Consider the following 23,366-nt stretch of genomic DNA (forward strand, 5'->3'; position numbering starts at 1 on the left):
GTATCTAAAAAAAGTATGTCAAGGTTCTTATTGAAATCGAGAAGAACCAAATAGCATCAACTATTGAACCTAATTATTTATGTGCGAAGTTTGAGCTATTAATAATAAATTGCACAGTCCTTCTATCCCACAATTAACGTATATATTTATCCACGTTTACAAGGTGTTCATCATATGTTTTTGCAAAGTGGTTGTTGCCTTCAGAATCAGCTAAGAAATATAAATACTCAGTATCTGTTGGACTAAGAGCTGCTTCAATTGATGTTTTCCCAGCATTTGCAATAGGCCCTGGTGGTAGTCCTTGGTTTACATAAGTATTATATGGATTGTCCACTTCTAAATCTTCATAAAGTACCCGTTCTTTATGGGACCCTAATGCATATAACACTGTTGGGTCTGTTTGTAATGGCATATCAATTTCAAGACGGTTGTAGAAAACACTTGCAATCGTTTCTCGATCTGTTTGTGCAGTTGCTTCTTCTTCTAAAAGAGAGGCAAAAGTTAGCAATTGGTGAACGGTCATTTGCTTTTCTTCAAGCAAAGGTTTGTATTCAACTAGTATTTCATTTGCTTGTGAGATCATTGTTGTAATAATGTCTTCAAGTGTTGGATTTTCTTCATAAAATGAATAGGTTGCCGGATACAAATAGCCTTCAAGTGCATAACGAATATTTCCATCCATTACTTCCTCGGTAATTAAATCCGGGAATGAAGACATCATATTTTTTATAAACTCAGGATCAACTACTTTTTCCATAAATTGCTCTGCAGTAAATTCAGTATTTTTTTCAACTATCTTTGAAATTTGCTCCAGTGTTAGTCCTTCTGGGATCGTTAATGCAAAGAGTGGTTCACGGTACACTTTACCGGTTTTTAAGCTTTCGATGATTTCATCAAAAGTCATAGATTGTGTCATTGAGTAGTTACCAGCCTGAAAGCTCGTTTCATTTTTAAATTTTGTATAATATTTAAAGATACGTGCATCTTTAATAACACCGTTTTCTTCTAGGATAGATGCAATGGCACTTATACCAGAACCCATTGGAATCTCCACTGGTATTTCCGTTTTAGATTCCGGATCAATCGGCTTTAGTGCTGATTTTACATAAAAATAGCCACTTATCCCAACTACGCTTACAATCAATAAAATTACAAGTGTCACAATAGCAACAATGCGACGTACAATTTTTCCTTCTTTTTTACGCTGCTTCATTTTTTCAATCATCTCTAGTTTTTTTGCTTCATTATCCACCGACTTACCCCCTTGTATCTTTTAATATGATACAAGAAAACACAAAAAGTGACAATACAACACGCCTCTTCCGGGTAAGAGGCGTGTTGTATCTGCGCCGAAAGTTCAGTAAAAGGTACAGTACTAATTTTTACAATATTAGCTTTACCCCAAAATCATTTATTTCAAATAAAAATGCTATGACATAGGGCCATAGCACAACGATACTTTATTCTTTGTTTAATGAAGCTAACTCATTTTCAACATATTGCCACTCTTCTTCCTCTTCTATTGGTAGAAGTTCTAACACTTCACCCTTTTCTCCAGGAATGTAAGCTGCTGCGAATATTTCATTAATTTGGTCAAGATCCGCATAAGCATACAGAATATAAGATTTATTAAATTTCTCACTTTTAAATCGATGTAAGACTTCACAAACAATCTCTTCATCATCTTCTGAAGAAATGGTAAAGAAATCTTCTTGTCCATCAAACTCGGCAATTAAAGTATTCATTACTTCATCCACCATATCCCACTCTTCATCTGTCTCAATGGATGTGAAATTTGTCATTTCCCCGTTCTCATCAAGTTCATATTTTAATGCAGAAATTTCTCCACTTTCTTCATTGTTCCCATCAACTAATGAATAAAGGACATATGAATTTTCGTCTGAATCAAACGTAAATAGCACTTTACATTTTTGTTCAGAGCCATCTTCTAATTGTACTGAAAAATATTGCTCGTCCAAATTAGCACCTCCAAAATAAAAGGTAGGCAATGCTTGTGCCTACCTTAAATATGTTTAAAATTAATTTTTACTCTTCTTCTTCATCATATTCATCTTCAAGAGAATTTAAGAAATCTTCAATAATATCCCATTCTTCTTCCGTTTCGATTGGCTCTAATTCTCCATCTTCACCGTTTTCAGAAGGGACAAAGGAAGATGCGAAAATTTCAATTTGACCATCTTCATCTTCTTCTGCACCAACTAATGAATATAAAACATAAGATTTACCGAATTGTTCTGAATAGAATGTGTCGATAACCTCACATAGTTGTTCATTACCGTTTTCGTCTACAATTGTAATGTGTCGTTCTTCGTGTTCGTGTTCATGTCCCATAGTTGGTCACCTCATTAATAAATTTTCATACTTGTAACGTTTGTTTCGCATGCATTAATTCTTACTATCTAAATACCCTTGTAGAATCATGACAGCAGCCATTTTATCAATGACTTTTTTGCGTTTTTTTCGGCTTACATCTGCTTCTATTAGCATTCGTTCCGCCGCCATTGTCGTTAAACGTTCGTCCCACAGTTTTACAGGTAGGTTAAATGTTTCTTCTAATAATTTTTTATAATTCTCAGAAGCTTCACCACGAGGTCCGACAGTATTATTCATATTTTTAGGATACCCTACTACAAATTCTGTAATAGAGTATTCCTTAACTAGTTCTTTTATACGTTCGATACCAAAATCGCCTGTTTCTTCATTGATTTTTACGGTTTCGATACCTTGCGCTGTCCAGCCTAATGCATCACTAATTGCCACACCGACTGTTTTTGAACCAACGTCTAATCCCATTACTCTCATGTTAATATTATGCCTCGTTATTCTTCCTAATATAAAATTTTACGAGCTCTTCAAGAATTTCGTCACGTTCGAGCTTTCGTATTAAGTTTCGTGCATCCTGATGGCGAGGGATGTATGCCGGATCACCAGATAAAAGATAACCAACAATTTGGTTTGTAGGGTTATACCCTTTCTCTTCTAGTGAAGAGTACACCTTCAACATCACTTGCTTTACTTCTTGTTCCATTGATTCTTCGGGAAAACTGAATTTCATTGTTTTATCAAACGAACTCAAGACCAGCACCTCGCTTTCAGAAATATAGAGTTGAATCTCTCTTCTCCATTTTCTTTATTATAACCGATTATAAGTTTCAATCAAATATTCAACAGTTATTTCTAACCAATAATTTCAAATATTATTAAATTGATTTAACGTAATCATACACAGAAGTAAGAGCTTCTTCAAGTTTTGATGCATCTTTCGCGCCAGCCATCGCCATATCTGGTCGACCGCCACCTTTACCGCCGCAAGCTTCTGCAACCGTTTTGACGATATTACCCGCATGGAAGTTTCCGCCAACTAAATCTTTTGTCACGCCTGCACATAACATTACTTTATCGCCATCTACTGCACCAAGAACGATGACAGCATTATCTAGTTTTTCTTTTAAATCGTCCATCATTTGGCGAAGTTGGTTGTTGTCTTTTGCATCAACACGTGTTGAAAGTACTGTTACATCACCAATTTTTTGAGCAGAATCTAATACTGCACCGCTTTGGGCATTGGCAATTTTTTGCGATAATGAAGCATTTTCACGTTGTTGTTCTTTTAATTCGTGTTGTAGATTTTCAACACGAGCAACTACATCTTTAGGGTTTGCTTTTAATAGAGCCGCTGTTTCTTCTAAAATGCGTTGTTCTTCTCTTACAGCTTCATAAGCAGCTTTACCAGTAACGGCTTCGATACGGCGAGTACCTGCTCCAATACCGCCTTCAGAAACAATTTTAAATAAACCAATTTCAGAAGTACTTCCTACGTGGATACCACCACAAAGTTCAACTGAATAATCACTTACTTGAACTACACGTACAATATCTCCATATTTTTCACCGAATAATGCCATAGCGCCCATTTCTTTCGCTTTTGCAATTGGCATTTCTTCAATGACTACTTCAATATCTTCCCAAATTTTCTCATTTACAATACGTTCAATTTTCTCTAATTCTTCTTTAGTTGCAGGACCGAAGTGAGAGAAGTCAAAACGAAGACGATCTGGACCAACGTATGAACCTGCCTGATTTACGTGTTCACCTAAAACATCTTTTAGAGCACGTTGCATAATGTGCGTTGCTGTATGGTTTTTCACAATTAGGTTACGTTCATCACGATCAACTGTTGCCTTTACATAATCATTTAAATGCAATTCACCTGATTCGACGATTACCGTATGAAGAGATTGTCCATTTGGCGCTTTTTGAACATCTTTTACAAAGACTTTGCAAGTATCATTTTCAAGAGTTCCATGGTCTGCTACTTGTCCACCCATTTCTGCATAGAACGGTGTATCAGCTAAAATAACAAGTACTTCATCACCTTCTGAAGCAACTTCCGCATTTTGACCATTTGCAACCATTGCAACTACTTTTGTTTCAGTTTGTAAAGTATCATAACCAACAAAATTCGATTCAACAGTAATGTTCGCTAACACTTCAGATTGCACTTGCATAGAATCTACGTCCGCACGAGCATTACGAGCACGCTCACGTTGTTCTTCCATTGCAACTTCGAATCCTTCAAGATCTACTGTCATACCAGCTTCTGCAGCATATTCTTCCGTTAGTTCTACTGGGAAGCCATATGTGTCATACAAACGGAATGCGTCGCTACCAGGAATTGTGTTAAGTCCAGCAGCTTTTTCTTTTTCGATTACTTCAGAAAGAATTGCTAATCCACCATCTAAAGTTTCATGGAAGCGATTTTCCTCATTTTTAATAACGCGTTGGATAAATTCTGTTTTTTCTTTCACTTCTGGGTAGAAGTCTTTCATAATCTCCCCTACAGTTGGAACTAACTCAAACATAAATGGCTTTTCAATACCGATTTGTTTTGCATAACGAACTGCGCGGCGCAGTAAACGGCGTAACACATAGCCACGTCCTTCATTTGAAGGAAGTGCTCCATCTCCAATGGCAAAAGCAACTGTACGAATATGGTCTGCAATTACTTTAAAAGGCGTGTTCACATCTTCTTCACTACCGAAAATTTCTTTTAAATCGATTTCACCAGGACGCATATATTTACGGCTTGCAAATTCCTCAATTTTTTCAATGATCGGCATAAATAGGTCTGTATCAAAGTTAGTTGGAACATTTTGTACAACTGATGCCATACGCTCTAGTCCCATACCTGTATCAATGTTTTGTTTTGGTAGTGGCGTATACGTTCCATCAGGGTTATGGTTAAATTGAGAAAATACTAAGTTCCACACTTCTAAATAACGTTCGTTTTCTCCACCCGGATATAATTCTGGATCATTTTCATCGTTTCCATATTCAGGGCCACGATCGTAGAAGATTTCTGAGTTTGGACCAGATGGACCTTCTCCAATATCCCAGAAGTTCCCTTCAATGCGAATTAAACGATCTTCCGGAATCCCAATTTCATTTTTCCAAACGTCATATGCTTCTTGATCTTCTGGATGAAGTGTAATTGATAGTTTTTCTGGATCAAAGCCCATCCATTTTGAATCTGTTAAAAATTCCCACGCAAAATGAATCGCTTCTTTTTTGAAATAATCACCAATTGAGAAGTTCCCAAGCATTTCAAAGAATGTATGGTGACGAGCTGTTTTTCCTACGTTTTCAATATCGTTTGTACGAATTGATTTTTGTGCATTCGTAATTCGTGGATTATCCGGAATGACACGTCCGTCAAAATATTTCTTTAAAGTTGCAACACCTGAGTTAATCCATAATAGAGATGGGTCATTAATTGGAACAAGTGGTGCTGATGGTTCTTGCGCATGTCCTTTTTCAATGAAAAATTCTAAATACTTTTGGCGTATTTCTGATGCCTTCATTACATTTTTCCTCCTAAAATTCGTTTGATGATGTGTAAGTTTAGTTTAAGTTGAATGTATCCGCCAAAATAGAGGAGATATCCGTCATTTTCACGAAAACATCCGCCAAAATGCTAGATTTATCCGCCAATCGAGTAAACAAAATAAAAAAGCCCCCATCCCATAAAGGGACGAGGACGTAATCTCGCGGTACCACCCTAATTTATAAATTGGCATAAACCAACTTATATCTCAAGCACTGTAACGTAAGTGAACGGCAGGGATTAGCTGCACTCTGGAGTAGCATTCAGTAAAAACTTAACGTAAGATTCTTTCAGCCTGTGGAATCTCTTTCTTCAACGCATGTTCAAACTTACTTGTTCCATCATCGTTTTTATCTATTCTGTTGTAAATTATATGAGAATGCATCAAGTGTGTCAATTATAACTAGCTTCTAAAATCATTTGGACAACATATAATGTCACATCTAACAGTATAAAAATAGAATTGGAGTGATACTATTGGAGATTCTATCCGTTGAATTTTTCACTGCACTGATGTCGATTATTTTTATTGATTTAGTACTCGCTGGAGATAATGCATTATTGATAGGTCTTGTTGCGAAAAACTTACCACGTCATCAACAAAAAGCAATCATTTTTTGGGGTACAGGTGGAGCAATTGCAATTAGAATCGCCTTAACATTAGTTGCAGTACAATTGCTTCAATATGATGGTCTCCTACTAGTAGGCGGGATTTTATTAATGTACATCTCATATAAATTACTATTAACTGAAGAAGAAGTAGATGTTCAACCAAAAAAGAAGTCTTTTTTAGGAGCAATTGGAACAATTCTGTTAGCAGACTTGTTAATGGGAATGGATAATATTATTGCGGTAGCGGGTGCTGCTCAAGGAAATATGTTACTTGTTGCAATCGGATTAATTATTTCGATTCCTATCGTTGTATGGGGGAGTACAATGGTTACCCGTTTAATGGAAAGATTTCCGATTATTATTGTTTTGGGTGCAGCAGTACTTGCATTGACAGCAGCCAAAATGATTGTCAAGGATGCTTATGTTGATCAATTCTTTCAAACACAGGCTGACATTTTTAAATTTGAAGCAATTGTGGTAACTGTTATTATTACAATCGGGTTAATCGTGAAAAATTTCATCCATCGTAAAAAACAAACAGAAGTCGCTTCCAAATAATGAAGCGACTCCTTTTAATATTGATACTTTTTTCTTGTGGCATAAATTAATATGACAGCAGGTATTGTGAATACAATCATTCCTAAAAACGAAAGACCAGGTTGAATTTCGTATAAAAATCCACCAAACAAAGTTAGTAGTGCAGCACTTAAACTCATTCCTAATGCAGAATAAACACCTTGCGCATTTGATAACTGTTGTTTCGGTAATGTTTTTGAGATATATTGGATAAACGCAAAATGGGCCATTGCAAAGGATAATGAGTGTAAGGTTTGAGAAATGATAAAAGCCCATACATTCGGGAACAGGTAAATGATGATCCATCGCACTGTTGAAGCAATCCCTGCAATTATTAATAATTTAGATGTATTCCAATGCCCAATTCTGTCAGCTTTCAATAAATAAATAATTTCTGAAACAACAGCAATATTAAGAATAATTCCAATATACAAGGGGTTTACATCCAAATATTGTAAATACAAGTAACTATAATTATAATATGATGCCATAGAACCTTGTAGCAAAACAACTACGAGAAGAATAATAGAAAATCCTTTAATTTTAAATAAGCCTATCATAGAGGAAGACTGTCCACGATCCTCTGCTGTCGGCTTTACTAATAATACATTTGGTGTTGGTAGTGTTTGCATCAAAAGCATAATGAAAAGAAAGGCAATCATGCACCATAAAATCGCTCTTTCTCCAGCTATACCAACAATGAAGCTAATAATTAATACCGCAATAACAAAACCAATCGAACCATAAGATCTACTTTTTCCATAATTAATTTGACCAGTTTGCATAAGCGTTGTTGCACTATTTTCAATTGCAGGTAAAAGTGACGGATAAATCAAACTAAAAATAAACGTAATAACTAATAATGTTTCAAAAGTGTTTGCCGGGAAGTAAAATAGTGTGACAACGAGGGAGGAAACAACTAAAACGAATATTAACTTTTTCTCGCTTAAGTACCTTGTTGCAAAGGGAAAAGCAAACATCGTAGCAATTGCCCTCGCAATTAAACCAATTCCCATAATATATCCCACTTGTGATGCTGTTAATCCTTTTGCTTCACTGAGCCAACCTGACCAATATTGTAAATACACGCCCCATGTGAAGAAAAAGATAAAGTAGCTTTGCGAAAGCCAGCGTTGGTTGTTCATACTATTGATAATCCTCCAATTAATGCAAAAATTGTTGTTAAGTACTGTGCTAAAAGGGAATCTCGTCAAAATCAATATCTGCTTCGTCTTCCTCTTCTAGTTCATCTTTCAACACACCAAACGGAAACCCTGATTCTGTAAAACCCGCAATAAAAGCAAAGTCGCCATAAAGCCCATATTCTAATTCATTAATTTTATTTTTAAGTTTATTTCTTTTCTTCTTTTTCATATTTAATACATACTCAATCCCAAAATAACAATTATTTTATCTTAACTGAAAATAATTAAAAAAACTAGTTCTTGGTTTTGAACCCAAAAACTAGCTGTAACATTTTAAGCATATCTTGCAATCGTTTGTCTTAAGATTTCTCCCAAATTATGTAGATCCGATTGAGAAATCGTCATACGTAGGTGAGTTTCATCTGCATCTAACGCTTCTGCTAAAAAGCCTCCGAATCCGCGCGCTTTACGGTCCACTTGCATGATTAGGTCTACTGAAGATTCTGATTGAGAGACAAAGACAATTTCCAACTCATCTAATCTGCCTCTAAACGCACCGCCAACCGGAACAAATTCGAATTCTTGAATGAATGGGTATTTGCTACGATATTTATAAGATGCTTGCTCACATTCAGCTTCTCGAAGTCTAAATCCAAGCGCTTGGATTTCATCGAAAATTCTAGAAGCGATTTTTGATGGGCGAATTTCGATATAATCTTTATCCGTTGAGTCAACACCACTTCGAATATCTAACTCTGTTGCAACCCATACTTGAGTTCTGCCGACAGTAATTGGTACATCAACAGGTAAATTGAATGAAAATGGAATGATTTTGGTTTCATTTGCACTAATTGAAAATGGTTCACTTACTCTAAATTTTTCAATGGCTGCTTTTGAAGTGTATTTATTATCATCCACTTCTTTAATGTACGTTGTATAAAGCGTTAAGTAAATTGCATCGATCTGTTGTTCCACATTACCACCGTAAATTTCAACTTCGCCACGTAGTAATTCCCCTGCTGTATAACTCGATTTTTCTAGTTTTGTATCCACTTTTGCTGAACCTACACCGATGCTCGCTAACATTTTATTGAAAAAAGACACATTCAACACCCCTTAACAATTGTATGGTAATAATTACGTGTAATGACTAATAAAAGTTTCAATTTTTTGGATATATTTTTTGTAAAAAAGAAATGGATTGGGTAATTAACGTTTTTAGCACTTCTTCATCTACATCCGCTAACTTGTTAATATACACACATGCTTTCCCAGTTGTATGTTTCCCAAACTTCTCTAGTAGCTTTTCTCGTTCAGTATCACCCGTTGCAAAATAAAGGCTTATTTTTGCTTTTCGAGGGGAAAATCCTACAAGAGGTGCATCACCTTCATGACCTGTTGCATATTTGTAATGGTATGACCCAAAACCAATAATACTAGGACCCCACATTTTCGCCTCAAAACCTGAAGTCTCCTCAAAAATTTGCAATAATTTATACGCATCTTCTCGTTTTTTCGGACTATCAACAGATTCAATAAATTCGATGACACTTGCATCGGTTTCTTTTGTTTTTTGTTCGTACTTTGCCACGCTAATTACTCCTTTCATCCTTACATGTTCCTTCGTCAATTACTTTCCATTCACCTTCATGAGGAGCAAAATGTTAAGTTTAGTATTGATATTTCACCCTAATGGTAGCCTCAATTGTAATCGTTCCTTGTTCTATCGGAGTCGAAACTGTTTCTGCTGACAATGCTACAGTTTTATACAAAATTGGTCCCCCTTTACTTTCCTCCACAATCTCTATTGGCACTGGTAAATGAGATAATCGTAAAGAGACTGCAAGAGCTTGAGCCTTTTCGTTCGCGTTTTGAAGTGCTAATTGGAGAGCACCCCTATAATAATTCTCTTCATTTTCAAGTTTAAAAGTAAGTCGAGAAATTGCATTTGCCCCATTTTTTATCGCTGTATCAATCACGAGCCCAACTTCAGCTATATTTCGGATTTTAACAGTAATGGCATTAGTGACTTCATAACCTCTAAAAATTTGTTTTCCTTCGACAAAATCATAGACCGGAAACACATTGTAAAAGGAGGTTTGTATATCGCTACGATCAATATTTAAAGCTAAAAGTGATTGAATTACTCCATTCATCTTTACAGCATTTTGTCTTTGTGCCTCCGTGACATCTTTAGATTCTGTTCTGACTTCAATTTGCAGTTCTGCGTAATCTGGCTTTGTCTCCAACTTCCCATTTCCCGTAACCGTCATTGTCCTAAATCGATGTGAACCATGATGGGCATTAGAATAATCCAATTTTTCCACCTTTCGTTTTGTTCATCTACTAACTATATGCACGAAAAGTAATATATTTGTCACAGGATTTATTCGATTAATCATCCAAAAAATCATAGGGAGAAACTCCATTCATACCAATCAACGGATGAATATATGGCGCCGTTTCAACATTTAATATAGGCTCCATTACTTGATCACCAACGAATAATGACTCTTGTTGAACCTCTGTTGAAGAAGTTATGGATACTTCTTTTTCTGTTGTTTGAACGACTTTTACTTCCTCTTGTTCTGCTTGCATTGGATTAAGGCGCGCTTTTAAACTTGTGAAGCGTTGCAAGTCGTCCGTTTTTGCTAGTCCATTTGCAAATTCATCGGGGTCCCCACATAAAATTAAAAAGTTCTTGGCACGAGTAATTCCTGTATAAAGAAGGTTTCGTCGTAACATTTTCGAATAACTTCGGACAATTGGCATGATTACAGTTTGAAACTCACTGCCTTGTGATTTATGAATAGAGCAACAATAGGCTAATGTAATTTGATTTAAGTCTCCGCGATTGTATGTGACTTCATTTCCGTCATAAGAAACAACGAGCAAATCTTGTTTCTCGATATTTTCGTTTGCTTTAATAATAGCGATTACTTCACCCATGTCCCCATTAAATATATTGCTTTCGGGTTGGTTGACAAGCTGCAACACTTTATCGCCTATACGGTACACAACATCGCCAAACACTAATTCTTTCCGAGTCCCATCTACATTAGGATTGACGAGTTCTTGAATTTTTTTATTTAACATATCAATTCCAGCAGGTCCTCTATACATCGGAGCCAATACTTGAATATCGCGTATCGATTGACCTTTAGAGATTGCACTTTTCACTACTTGCGTAACAACACTTGCAACTTGTTCAGCGGAAGCTTTAATAAAAGAACGGTCTGTTGTCTTCTCTGCAATTGTATTTGGAATAGTCCCTTTTTTTATTTGATGGGCTAGTTCAATAATTGTAGAACCTTCTGCTTGGCGATAAACATCTTTTAGTTCAACGGTTGGCACTTGCTTAGACGATAACAAGTCTTTTAAAACTTGACCTGGACCAACTGGAGGCAATTGATCTTGGTCTCCAACTAAAACAACTTGTACATCTTCCTTTAAACTTTTTAACAATTGATGTGCTAACCACGTATCAACCATCGACATTTCATCAATGATAATAAGTCTTCCCTGTACTTCACGATCTGTCTCTTCATCTTTCTCTTGACCATTAAACCCTAGTAATCGATGAATCGTCATTGCTGGTAGTTCTGTTGATTCTGCGAGACGTTTGGCAGCTCTTCCGGTTGGTGCAGCAAGTACAATTGGGAACGGTTCTTCTTTTTGAGCGTATGTTTTTGGATTTAATGATAGCCCGTGTAACTCCGCATAAGCCTCTACTAACCCGCGTATTACGGTAGTCTTTCCTGTACCCGGCCCTCCAGTTAAAATCATTATGGAAGAATTAAGTGCACATTCTATAGCTTCTGCTTGTGTTTCTGCATAAGTAACCTCTAGCCGTTCTTCTACTTCACCAATTGCTTTCCGGATATCATCTTTCGTAAACCTTTGTTGTTTATCATTTTGTTGAAGTAATTCTATAATTTTCGAAGCAATTCCAATTTCACTAAAATAAAGGGAAGGTATATAAAGCCGTGTTTCTTCCCCGCAAATTTTACTTTCTTCCTGCATTTCAATAATGGCCGTAGAAATTTTATCGTAAGGGATTTCTACACGTTGACTTTGTTCAAGCATCGATTTAGCAAGCGGCAATACATGTTCAGCATCAAGGTAAACATGACCATCTGAAAGGGCCGCATTCGTTAAAATATGTAAAACTGCCGCTTTGATTCGATCAGGGTGAGCACCTGTAATACCAAGTTTACTGCCTAACTCGTCCGCGCGACCAAACCCTACCCCTTCCACATCTTCAATTAAACGATATGGATTTTCCGTAAGTAACTGGATAGTGTCTTCTTGATAGGTTTGATAAATTTTCATTGCCAACTGTGGACCAAAACCCCACTCATTTAGTTGAATCATAATTCTTTCTAGACCTAAATTTTGTTCTAAATTTTGACGAATAAGATCTTTCTTCTCGTCAGATAATCGAGGTACACAATCGAGCGCAGAAGGGTCTTCCAATATTTTTTTAAGCGTATCAATCCCTAATTTCTGAACAATTGTTTCAGCAGTTTTTCGTCCAACACCTGGAAACAAATCACTCGATAAGTAGTGGATTATCCCTTGTTCAGTTGCGGGTACCTCTTTCACAAAGGTTTCCACTTGAAATTGCTGCCCGTACTTTGGATGATTTTTTATATTTCCAGTAAAACGGTATAACTCATCTTCATTTAAAGGTGGAAAGTATCCAACAACAATCATTTCTTTATCATCATATTGTAAATTTGTTTCCTGTATTTTTACTCGAACAATTGAGTACATATTCGTTGCATTATGAAAAATAGAAACAATTGGACGGCCAAGTATGAATAACTTATTAACTTCGAATAAATTAAAATTTTCTGCCATCCTATAAACTCCTTTTCAACCGTTTTTCCTATATTTGATTTTACCATATGTATAAAACACTGTCTTACATAATCGAAACCCTTGGAAACTCGAATTTTTTTATGTCCAATGATATGATAGTTATAGCGTTTATTGTTAGTAGAAGGGATTCGTGATTATAATGGAATTTAGACCTTGCATTGATTTACACGATGGAAAAGTAAAACAAATTGTGGGCAGCACATTGGGACATGACGACCAAACTGTGGTTGAAAATTTTATTTCTGAAAAAGATTCATCCTATTATGCAAATATGTTTAAAGAAGATGGTTTAACTGGTGGGCACGTTATAATGCTTGGTGCTGGAAATGAGGATGCAGCATTGCTAGCATTACAAACATACCCAAATGGATTACAAATAGGTGGCGGGATCCATGCCGAAAATGCTAGAAAGTACATAGATGCAGGAGCAACCCATGTTATTGTTACATCTTATATTTTCCATGATGGTCAATTAGATATGGAAAGATTACAAAAATTAATAGAGGCAGTTGGGAAAGAACATATCGTCATTGATTTAAGCTGTCGCAAGCGTGATGGAAAATGGTATGTTGTTACAGATAAATGGACGAAATTTAGTGATTTTGAAGTAAATGAAAAGTCTATTTCTTACATAGAACAATTTTGCGATGAATTATTAATCCATGCAGTAGATGTTGAAGGAAAGCGCAGCGGCATGCAAGAGGAATTGGTGCGTGATTTAGCTAACTGGACATCAATTCCGACAACTTATGCGGGTGGAGTTAGGTCATTAGAGGATTTAGAAAAATTCGAGAAAATCTCAAATGGGAAACTTCATGTAACAATTGGAAGTGCCCTAGATATTTTCGGTGGGGATCTTCCGTATCAAGAAGTAGTTACCTATTGTAAGGGCAAATAAAAAGCCAAGGCGTATATACCTTAATATGGTTGTACGCCTTGTGTTAAAAGAGCATTCCCGCAATAGAGGCACTTAAAAGGGAGGCTAATGTCCCTGCTATAACTGCCTTTACTGCTAACTTTGCAATTACAGGCCTTCTACTTGGAGCAAGTGAACCCAAGCCCCCAATTAATATTGCCATGGAACTTAAATTGGCAAATCCACATAATGCAAAACTGATGATCATTACCGTTTTATCTGACAATGTTGGCATTTCCGGTCCAAAGTTTGAATACGCAACAAATTCGTTTAAAATTAATTTTTGACCGATAAAAGACCCCGCTTTAACTGCTTCGTCAAATGGTACTCCAATTGCAAATGCTAACGGTGAGAAAACATAACCTAAAAGTAATTCTAATGTTATCCCTTTTAAACCAAAAATTCCAGTTACCCACTTTAATAACCCATTAATTAAAGCAATTAACCCAATGAATGCTAATAACATTGCACCTACATTTACCGCAAGTCTCAACCCATCCCCTGCTCCTCGTGCTGCAGCATCAATAACATTAACAGAGTCAGAATCCTTATCCAGAGTAAACTTTGAATTATTGACTTTTTCAGTTTCAGGTAATATGATTTTGGCCATTACTAATCCGGCAGGCGCAGCCATGAAACTAGCAGCTAACAAATATTCCAAAGGCACTCCTAATAATGAATAGCCCACTAACACCGATCCAGAAACCGATGCTAAACCACCCGTCATAACGGCAAATAGTTCTGATTTCGTCATTGTTCCTAAAAATGGTCTAATAACTAAGGGAGCTTCAGTTTGTCCAACGAAAATATTTGCAGCAGCATTAACTGATTCTGCTTTACTCGTTCCTAAAAGTTTCGAAAGTCCGCCACCAATAATTCGAATGACAAATTGCATGATTCCTAAATAATACAGAACGGATATCATTGAGGAAAAGAAAATAATAATTGTGAGAACGTGAATAGCAAAAATAGTCCCCATTGTTTCACTATTTGCCAGTGGACCAAATAAAAAATTAATTCCTTCACTAGCATAAGAAATAAGATTGGAAACTACATTAGAGAGCTGCTCTAGTTTTTCTCGTCCAAACTCCCATTTTAACACGATTAGAGCAAAAGTAAATTGGACGATTAAGCCCGAAATTACAACTCTCCATTGTATCTTTTTAAAACTAGATGTAAAGAGCATTGCAATTAACAGAATGACGAGGATTCCGAGTACTCCCCATAAAACATCCAAAACGTATCACCTACTTTTCAATCTTATTTTCCTTCTATTTCAAACATTCATGCAAAAAAAAGAAAAAAGCCGATCATAAAGATCGACTTAATTAAAACGTTGGCTCACCATATCGTAAATATATTTTGCTTGATCAAATTTTGGTTCAATCGTAAAAGCTTCTTTCAAATGGTGCATTGCGGCTTCAGAGTTTTCAGTTGAAACGGCATATAAAACACCTAAATTATAGTGTGCATCTGCATTTTTAGGATCTTTTTCTATTACAAAATCAAGCTCATTTTTCGCAATATCAAACATTTCTAACGTACAAAGTAAAATTCCATAAGAAAGGCGTATTTGTATATCCTCTGGTGCTAGCTCTGCTGCTCGTTGCATGTATGGTAATGCTAACTTTTGTTTCTCATCTCTTTCAAAAGATTTCGCCAACATATAATACGCATCAGCACCTTGAATTCCATGCTCAATTGATTTTTGATAAAGTTTTGCCGCCTCTACATACCGTTCAGCATTGTAATATAAATTAGCTAAACCGTAATACGCAGTAGCTACACGCTCATCAATCGTAATCGCTTTTTGAAAGAATCGTTCTGCTCTTTCGACATCATTCATTGCCGCAAGTAAATTTCCAAAATTCACATAGCCAATTGCTTCATTTGGATTGTTTTCAATTGCTTCCGTGAAGGCTTTGGCAGCATCTTCATAACGTTTTTCTTGGAATGCTTTAATTCCAATTTCATTATAGTTCATTAAACCTTTCACCTCAAAATGATAGACGACCAATTTGGCCGCCTATAAATTATCCTACATACGTTAATTTTTCATTCTCTTTAAATACTTGATCAATTGTTCCGCCACCAAGGCAAACTTCTCCATCATATAATACAACTGCTTGACCAGGAGTAATCGCTCGTACAGGTTCAGCAAACGTAATATGGGCAGTTCCATCTTCCAAAAGCTCCACTTCAACAGGTGAATCTTCTTGGCGGTAACGGAATTTTGCCGTACAGCTAAATTTGAATGGTTTAGGTTGGCTCGATGTGAAGCTCATTTTCACTGCTTTTAGGGAAGTTGAGTACAATGCATCGTGATGGAAGCCTTGACCAACATATAACACATTACGCTCTAAATCTTTTCCAAGTACAAACCAAGGATCACCATCGCCACCAATACCTAAGCCGTGACGTTGACCAATTGTATAATACATTAACCCATCATGAGTACCCATTACACGACCATCAAATGTTTCCATTTTGCCGGGTTGAGCAGGTAAATATTGACTTAAAAATTCTTTAAAATTACGCTCCCCAATGAAGCAAATCCCTGTAGAATCTTTTTTCTTCGCCGTTGCAAGCCCCGCTTCTTCCGCAATTTTACGAACTTCCGGTTTAGCAATATGACCAATTGGGAACATAACGTGCTTTAACTGCTCTTGTGATAATTGATTTAAAAAGTAAGTTTGGTCTTTATTATTATCAAGTCCACGAAGCATTAATACTTCCCCATCACGTTCTTCTACACGAGCATAATGGCCTGTTGCTAAATAATCTGCCCCTAATTTCATGGCATGATCTAAAAATGCTTTAAATTTAATTTCTTTATTACACATAACATCAGGGTTTGGCGTGCGGCCAGCTTTATATTCTTCAAGGAAATAAGTAAATACTTTATCCCAATATTGTTTTTCGAAGTTTACTGCATAATAGGGGATGCCAATTTGATTACAAACTTTGATTACATCGTCATAATCTTCCGTTGCTGTACATACACCAAATTCATCTGTGTCATCCCAGTTTTTCATAAATATTCCGATTACGTCATAACCTTGTTGTTTTAACAAATAGGCAGCAACTGACGAATCGACCCCACCAGACATTCCGACAACTACACGAATTTGTGATGGGTCTTTTGTTTCTACCATTCTCGTTCACCTTTTCTAACTTTAATTCGTAAGTCTTTGTACAATTTTAGCAGTACGTTTTGCTGCTTTTATAATTAATTCTTCTGTTAAGCCGAGGCCGAAACTAAAACGAATTGAATTGCGTAGTTCCTCTGCTCCTGATCCAAACATCGCAACTAATACGTGGGATGGATCAATTGAACCTGCAGTACACGCGGATCCACTCGAAGCATATACTTTTTCCATGTCTAAATTTACTAAGAATGATTCAACATCCATTCCTTTAAAGCTAATATTTAATACGTGCTGTAAAGAATAATCTGGACTACCGTTTATATGGTACTTAATATTTTCTTGATCTAAGATTGATAAAAATTCATTACGGTAGTGTTGGTAACTTTCTTGTTTGACCTTCATTTCTTGCTGAGCAATTTCTACCGCTTTTGCGAACCCAACTGCTGTAGGGACATTTTCTGTACCAGCACGTCTTTTCTTTTCTTGGGAACCACCTAAAAAGAGAGCATTAAGAGGCGTCCCTGTTCGCTGATATAAGAAGCCAATTCCTTTAGGACCGTTCAATTTATGACTAGATACACTTAATAAATCAACTTTTAATTCGTCTACATTTAAACGTTCAATTCCAAAAGCTTGAACAGCATCTGAATGAAAAACCGCTTGATGGTCTTGTAGGATTTCACCAATTTCAGCGATTGGTTGGATTGTCCCTACTTCGTTATTACCGTACATAATTGTTACAAGAATTGTATCTTCACGTAAAGAATTTTTAAATGTATCGATTGAAATCCGTCCACTTTTATCAACAGGTAAGTAGGTCACTTCAAAGCCATCTTTTTCAAGTTTTTCACAAGCATTCATTACGGCATGATGCTCGATTTGAGTTGTGATAATATGTTTTCCCTTTGACTTAAGAGCTTGACTTACGCCGAAAATAGCGGAATTATCGGCTTCGGTACCACCACTTGTAAAAATAATTTCTGTATCTTTTGCCCCAATTGCACGAGCTAAAATCGTTCGAGCATCATCTAAAACCTTTCGCGCGTGTCTTCCTGCTGTATGGATGCTTGAAGGGTTTCCATAAACTGTTTCAAAAGCCTTCATCATCTCTTTTATTACTTCGGGATGCATTGGTGAGGTCGCTGCATGGTCTAGATAAATTGATTCCATGAAAATATTACTCCTTTAAGTTGAATCGTTTTAATTAGGAAAGAAAAGTTAAATATAAAACATGTAACCATCAACTTCTGATGGATCATTGTATTTTGCTAAATCTTCAATCGTCGTTGTATCAAGGACATTTTTAACTGCATCACGAATACGAATCCACAATTGTTGTTGCGGTGCTTCTTCATTTTCGATTCCTTCTACTGGTTGAATTGGCCCTTCTAGAACTTTAATTACATCAGCTGCTGAAATCTTACTTGGTGGTACTGCTAACAAATAACCTCCATATGCGCCTCGAACACTTTTTACTAACCCAGCAATTCGAAGTGGAGATACTAACTGCTCTAAATAAGCTTCTGATAAATCTTTTTCCGCTGCAATTTGTCTTAATGGAATAGGCCCTTCTCCGTAATGCTTCGCTAATTCAATCATAATTGTTAGTCCATATCTACCCTTTGTAGAAATTTTCATTATAACACCTCAAGTTTCTTTGTCCATTATTTAGCTTAAGTATACCATAACACCTTTTATTCCACTCGGAAAAGGGCTAATATTAAATAATAAAAAGTATATTTTTGGAGGATTGCAACAATGCAAAATGAACCGTTAGCATTCCGAATGCGTCCGCGCAACATTAAAGAAGTCATTGGACAACAGCACATTATCGGAGAACAAACAACTTTATATAAAATGATTCACAATGGTCATGTTCCTTCAATACTTTTATACGGGGAGCCTGGGATAGGAAAAACTTCTATTGCCTACGCGATTGCAGGAAGCTCTAACCTACCATTTTTCGCCCTAAACGCTACTCATGCAGGAAAAAAAGATGTAGAACAAATTGTCACAGAAGCAAGAATTTCAGGAAAAGTTCTATTATTCCTAGATGAAATTCATCGTTTCAATAAGCTACAACAAGATACGTTGCTTCCTCATGTGGAAAATGGATCGATTGTGTTAATCGGAGCAACTACTGAAAACCCTTTTCATGATGTGAACCCAGCTATACGCTCCCGTTGTGGAGAAATTCTACAATTGAAACGCCACGCACAAGAAGATATCGTCCAACTCATCACCGTAGCATTGCATGATGAAGAAAGAGGACTTGGAAAATATAATATTAAAATTTCTGCTGATCAAATAGAAAACATCGCATTAGCCTCAAATGGTGATGCAAGAAAAGCTTTAACATTGCTAGAATCAATATATTATGCATCAGATGAAGTTGATGGAGAAACTGTTGTAGAAGATTCAACGATTGAACACCTTTCAAAAAGGATTGGGGTTTATGGGGATAAAGGAGGGTCCCATTTCTACAATTTACTTTCTGCCTTGCAAAAGTCTGTACGTGGAAGTGATGCAAATGCCGCTCTTTATTACTTAGCACATTTACTTGAAAACGGTGATTTGATTGCAGTTTGTAGACGGTTATTAGTTATGGCCTATGAAGATATTGGACTAGCCAATCCTTCTGTCGGTGCCCATGTTTATGCTGCTTGTGAATCTGCTAAAACTTTAGGGCTGCCAGAAGCTCGCATTCCTTTAGCTACTGCAGTAATCGAAATGTGTTTATCACCTAAATCGAATTCTGCCTACTCCGCCCTTGATGCAGCAATTTCTGCAATACACGACGGAAAAACAGGGGATATCCCACCCCATTTAAAAGATGCTCATTACGCAGGAGCAAAAACGTTAGGCCATGTTGGTTATAAATATCCCCATGACTATCCAATCGGTACATTTGGCGGTTGGGTAGATCAGCAATATTTACCTGATAGTGTGAATCTTGAATTTTATAAGCCTGTTATAGCCGGGGAAGAAAAACGGATGGCCGCGATTTATGATAAATTAAAAACCTTTAAAAAATAAGGGAAAACTGGTGAAGAGAAGTTATCACTCTCCACCAGTTTTTTCACCTTTGATTAATATGAAATTTCGATACGGTTTGCGACAAAGTTCCGACTAATAAAGAGCTTCTTTCTGTGTCATGATGAGCACTTCTGATTAATTCAACCATATTTCTCATCGATTCTTCTACAATTTCCACTACTCTTACATTTTGTTCGCTTCCTGCAGCAATATTTTGGATAATATCTCTCATTTGTTCTGTGACATTAATTTGATTTGATGGCGCATTCGTCATTGAGGATAATACATCTTTCACAACCCCTATATACTCAGAACCCTTTTCAACTTCTAAACTATTATTTTCAATTGCATTTTGAATTAACTTAGAGTTACTTTCTATTAAGTTTAAAGTATGATCAATTTCTTCTGTTGCATGTTTTGTTTGCAATGCAAGTTTACGAATTTCTTCTGCCACTACAGCAAACCCTTTCCCATGCTCCCCTGCTCTTGCCGCTTCAATCGATGCATTTAAGGCAAGCAAGTTCGTTTGTTCCGCAATTGCATTAATTGTTACTACTACTTTACCAATACTCGTAGAAGATTCCATGAATGTCTCTGTTAATTGTAACGTTTCCCGAACTTTTTCAACAATGTCATTCATTTTGTCATCAATGCCCACCACTTGCTCTTGTGCCGCACATAATTGTTCAGTTGATTGCTGTTCCATCTGTTCCATCGTTCTACTAATTTGGTCAACTTGCAGCATCGCATTTCGAACATCCTCTAGCTGATGTTGAATCGTTAAAAACATTTCTTCCATTTGAGCAATTAACTTATTAGATCCATGTTCAACATTTTTGGTTTGTTGTTGTAAATGGTTGTTTGTTAATTGAACATCTGAAGTAGATTTTTGGACTTTTTGAATAAGGGATGCTTGGGAATCTACAAAGTTATTAATCCAACGCCCCATCTCTCCAGTTTCATCATTGGAAAGAAGAGACTTGTCAATTCGAATGGTTAAGTCCCCTTCCCCCTCAGCAATGGTCTGGATCATACTTGTCACTTTATTGATTCGATCAATTATTGGTTTTAATCGTTTCTTTGTAAAATAAAACGTTCCTATAACCCCATAAATGATATTAATTGCAAAAATAATGAGAGGGTGAAGGAAATGGAATGCATTTAATAGTTGAAATAATAAAATGTTCATCATCATAAAAGAAATGAAACTAATTCCTAATTGAAAACCAATAGAACGTGTTCTGTACACCTCTTCTAAATCTGCCTCACACATCATGCCCCAAACGTCCGGACTATGCGGCATTTGAAAAGTAATTCCCTTCCCAATTACAGGTATATGACGATAATCTGAATACCCAGGAAATTCTACAAATATATTTGAGCCCTTTTGAATTGTATTGGCAACTCCAGGATGCAATTCCTTTGTTGCAGGGTCTGTAAATCGTATTTCAAATTCTGTATGACGTTTAATTTTGACGGTTCCCCATTGTTTTGTGTTAACACCTGATTTTAAGTTATCACCTAATGTAAAGGTTTCATCTTCAAAACGGCTACGAGATAATGCAGTACCTAGTTGTATTGTAGGGTCTAAAATTGATTTTGTCATAAATAAATAATTATCACCAGATTCTTCATATATATGTCCTGCTTCCCGTTGTATCAAATCTGAAATAACATCATTTGGAACTCTTGCCGCTAGTACAAAAAGCAAAATACCTTCACGAAAAACTGGTTGTAAAAACAATAGTGTTACTTCATCATGAAACTTTGATGTTCTTGGGCCAATTTTTAAGGTTATAGGGTCAATAAATGGTCCATATAGAAGTGGTTTTTCTGTCTGCCAAACTTGTTTTACAGCTTTTTCATAAACTTGAGCATTTTTATAACTAGCCCCTATATGACTTGGAAAACTTGAAGCAAACACTTCCACATCTTTATTAAGCAAGAATAGTTCAGTAAAATATGTGCTTTTATTTTTTGATTGTGCTAAGTATTGATTCCAGTTGTCTGGTGCGATATATAAGATTTCATCCGCTCTAGATTCTAATGAAACCCAACGATCCTTCGCCCAACCCTGTAACAAATTCACACGTGTCCTAGCAATACTTTCAAAAATTTCTTCCTTTTGTTGTACTGTTCCTTTATTTAATTTATATGACCACCATAATGGTAAGCCTTTCTTAAAATTAAGCCAGCCAAATACTCCCATAGACAAACCCCCATATCAAACGCAATTTAAACTTTCATAACTGCATTATGTAATAATAGTTTACATGAAATTCATAGGTTATTTCAACGCCGAACATAGTTATGTAATGATATAATAGATTCTTTTCAGCGAGTAGGAATTGATAAAAATAGGCATTCTAATACATTAATAATTTTTCTTTATAACTACATAATTGTGTAATAAAATGTAACACAAAAAAGATGAAATCGATTTCTCGATTCCATCTTAAAAACACTTATATTTTGTACTTCTCAACAAAGTTTGCAAAATGCTTTAAACACTCTTGAGGTTGATTGTCTTTTTGTAGAATCATTCGCTCAAATGAAACTCCATTAGATTGCTCTATTTCTTCAAAGCTATTTGCAATTTCATTTAAAAATTCAGCATTTACAATCTTCTGAACATTGGGTATGCAATTTGCAGCAAGTGTGAATAAATCTTTCGTTTCTTCAATCACTTTAGCAGATTTTTCAGATTGCATTTTATAATACGAGAGACTTTGGAAATAAATTAGTTTAGAGATTATATCTAAGAACATCATCCAAAATGTGTTTACTTTAGGAGTCTCTCCATTTGCCACCTGAGTAGCACTTATATAATACTCTACAAATTGATCTAAAAGTTCACTCAGACTCGAATAAGCTTTTTCCCAATTTTGCGATGTATCAATATTATTAAAGATTATTTCATCCATACTTTCTTTCAATCGAAGTAAGTTCACATCTTTATTCGTCATCGGAACCTTTGTTCTCATTACTAATCCTCCCTTTACTTTGCTCCCCTTAAATAATTTGTAATATTACTATAACAATAATATCCAAATAATTTTTCAGAAAATAAAAACTGACGAAAAAAGTGTGATACAAATGTGAAAAACCTTCATTTTTAAGAAAATTCAAGTTGGAATACATCC

22 protein-coding genes and 1 other annotated feature are annotated in these 23,366 nt (G+C 36.0%); of the genes, 3 read left to right on the top strand and 19 right to left on the bottom strand.

Going from position 1 to position 23,366, the window contains the following annotated elements:
* Positions 1–133 precede the first annotated feature (133 nt).
* The 6 genes from mltG to alaS form a co-directional block, all read right to left on the bottom strand.
* Positions 134–1,252, bottom strand: coding sequence for an endolytic transglycosylase MltG (gene mltG, locus CRO00_RS05595; RefSeq protein ID WP_097072698.1), 1,119 nt, complete (start codon positions 1,250–1,252; stop codon positions 134–136).
* A 208-nt stretch (positions 1,253–1,460) separates the two neighbouring features.
* Positions 1,461–1,979 (bottom strand): DUF1292 domain-containing protein, encoded by a 519-nt coding sequence (locus tag CRO00_RS05600; RefSeq protein ID WP_097072699.1) that lies wholly within the window; start codon positions 1,977–1,979, stop codon positions 1,461–1,463.
* Positions 1,980–2,046: 67 nt separating this feature from the next.
* Positions 2,047–2,352 carry a DUF1292 domain-containing protein gene (locus CRO00_RS05605; protein ID WP_097072700.1) on the bottom strand — a complete coding sequence of 102 codons (306 nt, stop codon included), beginning with the start codon at positions 2,350–2,352 and terminating at the stop codon, positions 2,047–2,049.
* Between the two features lie 54 nt (positions 2,353–2,406).
* Positions 2,407–2,823, bottom strand: coding sequence for a Holliday junction resolvase RuvX (ruvX, locus tag CRO00_RS05610; protein ID WP_097072701.1), 417 nt, complete (start codon positions 2,821–2,823; stop codon positions 2,407–2,409).
* A gap of 7 nt (positions 2,824–2,830) precedes the next feature.
* Complete coding sequence (locus CRO00_RS05615) at positions 2,831–3,097, bottom strand: IreB family regulatory phosphoprotein (RefSeq protein WP_036176121.1); 267 nt, start codon at positions 3,095–3,097, stop codon at positions 2,831–2,833.
* A gap of 124 nt (positions 3,098–3,221) precedes the next feature.
* Entirely contained in the window at positions 3,222–5,882 is a 2,661-nt protein-coding gene (gene alaS / locus CRO00_RS05620; protein ID WP_097072702.1) for an alanine--tRNA ligase, read from the bottom strand.
* Between the two features lie 163 nt (positions 5,883–6,045).
* Positions 6,046–6,259: a binding site (T-box leader), on the bottom strand.
* Positions 6,260–6,382: 123 nt separating this feature from the next.
* Here alaS and CRO00_RS05625 point away from each other — a divergent pair.
* Positions 6,383–7,075 carry a TerC family protein gene (locus CRO00_RS05625; RefSeq protein WP_097072703.1) on the top strand — a complete coding sequence of 231 codons (693 nt, stop codon included), beginning with the start codon at positions 6,383–6,385 and terminating at the stop codon, positions 7,073–7,075.
* A 14-nt stretch (positions 7,076–7,089) separates the two neighbouring features.
* Here CRO00_RS05625 and CRO00_RS05630 read toward each other — a convergent pair whose 3' ends face one another.
* The 6 genes from CRO00_RS05630 to recD2 form a co-directional block, all read right to left on the bottom strand.
* Positions 7,090–8,238 carry an MFS transporter gene (locus CRO00_RS05630; protein ID WP_097072704.1) on the bottom strand — a complete coding sequence of 383 codons (1,149 nt, stop codon included), beginning with the start codon at positions 8,236–8,238 and terminating at the stop codon, positions 7,090–7,092.
* Positions 8,239–8,287: 49 nt separating this feature from the next.
* Positions 8,288–8,467, bottom strand: a complete 180-nt coding sequence (locus CRO00_RS05635) for a hypothetical protein (protein WP_097072705.1) — start codon at positions 8,465–8,467, stop codon at positions 8,288–8,290.
* Positions 8,468–8,571: 104 nt separating this feature from the next.
* Positions 8,572–9,342, bottom strand: a complete 771-nt coding sequence (locus tag CRO00_RS05640; protein ID WP_097072706.1) for a sporulation protein — start codon at positions 9,340–9,342, stop codon at positions 8,572–8,574.
* A gap of 58 nt (positions 9,343–9,400) precedes the next feature.
* Complete coding sequence (locus tag CRO00_RS05645; RefSeq protein WP_237658336.1) at positions 9,401–9,829, bottom strand: DUF1801 domain-containing protein; 429 nt, start codon at positions 9,827–9,829, stop codon at positions 9,401–9,403.
* 79 nt (positions 9,830–9,908) lie between these two features.
* A complete protein-coding gene (locus CRO00_RS05650) occupies positions 9,909–10,556 on the bottom strand; it encodes an SIMPL domain-containing protein (protein WP_237658337.1) in 648 nt (215 codons plus the stop codon).
* Between the two features lie 76 nt (positions 10,557–10,632).
* Positions 10,633–13,101, bottom strand: a complete 2,469-nt coding sequence (gene recD2, locus CRO00_RS05655; protein WP_097072708.1) for an SF1B family DNA helicase RecD2 — start codon at positions 13,099–13,101, stop codon at positions 10,633–10,635.
* Positions 13,102–13,261: 160 nt separating this feature from the next.
* On the opposite strand from recD2, the gene hisA reads away from it, so the two are divergent.
* The gene (gene hisA, locus CRO00_RS05660; RefSeq protein WP_097072969.1) at positions 13,262–14,020 is read left to right on the top strand and encodes a phosphoribosylformimino-5-aminoimidazole carboxamide ribotide isomerase; all 759 of its coding nucleotides are present in this window, start codon (positions 13,262–13,264) and stop codon (positions 14,018–14,020) included.
* A gap of 43 nt (positions 14,021–14,063) precedes the next feature.
* Here the strand turns inward: hisA and CRO00_RS05665 are convergent, their stop codons facing one another.
* The 5 genes from CRO00_RS05665 to cymR all read right to left on the bottom strand — a co-directional run bounded on the left by CRO00_RS05665 (position 14,064) and on the right by cymR (position 18,825).
* Positions 14,064–15,275: a NupC/NupG family nucleoside CNT transporter gene (locus CRO00_RS05665; RefSeq protein ID WP_097072709.1), complete on the bottom strand. Its 1,212-nt coding sequence runs from the start codon at positions 15,273–15,275 to the stop codon at positions 14,064–14,066.
* Between the two features lie 87 nt (positions 15,276–15,362).
* The gene (locus CRO00_RS05670) at positions 15,363–16,022 is read right to left on the bottom strand and encodes a tetratricopeptide repeat protein (RefSeq protein ID WP_097072710.1); all 660 of its coding nucleotides are present in this window, start codon (positions 16,020–16,022) and stop codon (positions 15,363–15,365) included.
* A 49-nt stretch (positions 16,023–16,071) separates the two neighbouring features.
* Positions 16,072–17,193 carry a tRNA 2-thiouridine(34) synthase MnmA gene (mnmA, locus tag CRO00_RS05675; protein ID WP_097072711.1) on the bottom strand — a complete coding sequence of 374 codons (1,122 nt, stop codon included), beginning with the start codon at positions 17,191–17,193 and terminating at the stop codon, positions 16,072–16,074.
* A 21-nt stretch (positions 17,194–17,214) separates the two neighbouring features.
* Entirely contained in the window at positions 17,215–18,357 is a 1,143-nt protein-coding gene (locus tag CRO00_RS05680; RefSeq protein WP_097072712.1) for a cysteine desulfurase family protein, read from the bottom strand.
* A 48-nt stretch (positions 18,358–18,405) separates the two neighbouring features.
* Positions 18,406–18,825, bottom strand: a complete 420-nt coding sequence (gene cymR, locus CRO00_RS05685; protein WP_097072713.1) for a cysteine metabolism transcriptional regulator CymR — start codon at positions 18,823–18,825, stop codon at positions 18,406–18,408.
* 120 nt (positions 18,826–18,945) lie between these two features.
* On the opposite strand from cymR, the gene CRO00_RS05690 reads away from it, so the two are divergent.
* A complete protein-coding gene (locus CRO00_RS05690) occupies positions 18,946–20,223 on the top strand; it encodes a replication-associated recombination protein A (protein WP_097072714.1) in 1,278 nt (425 codons plus the stop codon).
* Between the two features lie 43 nt (positions 20,224–20,266).
* On the opposite strand, the gene CRO00_RS05695 is transcribed toward CRO00_RS05690, so the two are convergent.
* Both CRO00_RS05695 and CRO00_RS05700 read right to left on the bottom strand, forming a co-directional pair.
* Positions 20,267–22,432 carry a methyl-accepting chemotaxis protein gene (locus tag CRO00_RS05695; protein ID WP_097072715.1) on the bottom strand — a complete coding sequence of 722 codons (2,166 nt, stop codon included), beginning with the start codon at positions 22,430–22,432 and terminating at the stop codon, positions 20,267–20,269.
* Between the two features lie 256 nt (positions 22,433–22,688).
* Positions 22,689–23,207: a hypothetical protein gene (locus CRO00_RS05700; protein ID WP_097072716.1), complete on the bottom strand. Its 519-nt coding sequence runs from the start codon at positions 23,205–23,207 to the stop codon at positions 22,689–22,691.
* Between the last annotated feature and the right edge of the window lie 159 nt (positions 23,208–23,366).

Origin of the sequence: Ureibacillus xyleni (assembly GCF_900217795.1) — a bacterium.
Taxonomy (GTDB): Bacteria; Bacillota; Bacilli; order Bacillales_A; family Planococcaceae; genus Ureibacillus; species Ureibacillus xyleni.